Raw genomic sequence first — 784 nt, forward strand, 5'->3', positions numbered from 1 at the left:
CTTCTTCATCCTATTGATTGCCTGCTTCGCAGTTTTCCAGTTGGCTAGTGCTGACAAAATATATGCTAAGGAATGCTTGATAGAACATGGCATGAAAGAGACTGACATGACTTTACTTAGTTACATCGGCAAATTATCATTCGTGGATATAGTAAAAGATGAGCAGAAGGACAAATTATCCTGCGTTTTAGCATGCATTTTCCACAAGGAAAATCCTGGACAAAGTCTTTATGAAGTAATCAAAGATGTCGTGTCCGAAGATAAGGCGGAAAATCTGCGCAAAGAGATGTTGGCGACCTTGAGCACCTGTAAAACACAAGCCGGTGACGATGACTGTAAATTACTTCAGTGTGTCAAAATAACCGAGCTTCCATTCTACGACGCCCTGTATAGTTATGCTGTGACCAGGGATTTGACAAAGTGTTTCGTCGATAACGGACTTAAAGCATCTGATGCAGTTAACTTGGAACACATGAACGGTCCAGGAGAGCTGGACAATATTTTGAAAAAGCTCGATGAGGACAAACTGGCATGTACCATGACCTGCCTTTATGCAAAGCAATTTGAAGAAGGTACCGCAGAACCACTGCAAAAGAGATTTGAGACTAAGATCAATGAGAGCGGCAAGGTTACAGCTGATCAGAAGAAGGAAATGCTCGAAACGTTGAACAAATGCGGTACCGAAGCGGCAGGAGACAACTGTAAATTGGTGAAATGCATCAAAATATTAAGGCCTCCATTCCTTAACGGATATCATCACTAAGTCTAAGACTTCTATTCGGCG

1 protein-coding gene is annotated in these 784 nt (G+C 42.0%); it reads left to right on the forward strand.

Annotated elements, in window-relative coordinates:
- Window positions 1-763 (forward strand): hypothetical protein (locus G3A47_RS22700; RefSeq protein ID WP_208328398.1); only part of this gene is annotated, 763 nt, incomplete at its 5' end.
- Between the last annotated feature and the right edge of the window lie 21 nt (window positions 764-784).

Origin of the sequence: Flavobacterium poyangense, from assembly GCF_011751075.1 — a bacterium.
Classification (GTDB): domain Bacteria; phylum Bacteroidota; class Bacteroidia; order Flavobacteriales; family Flavobacteriaceae; genus Flavobacterium; species Flavobacterium poyangense.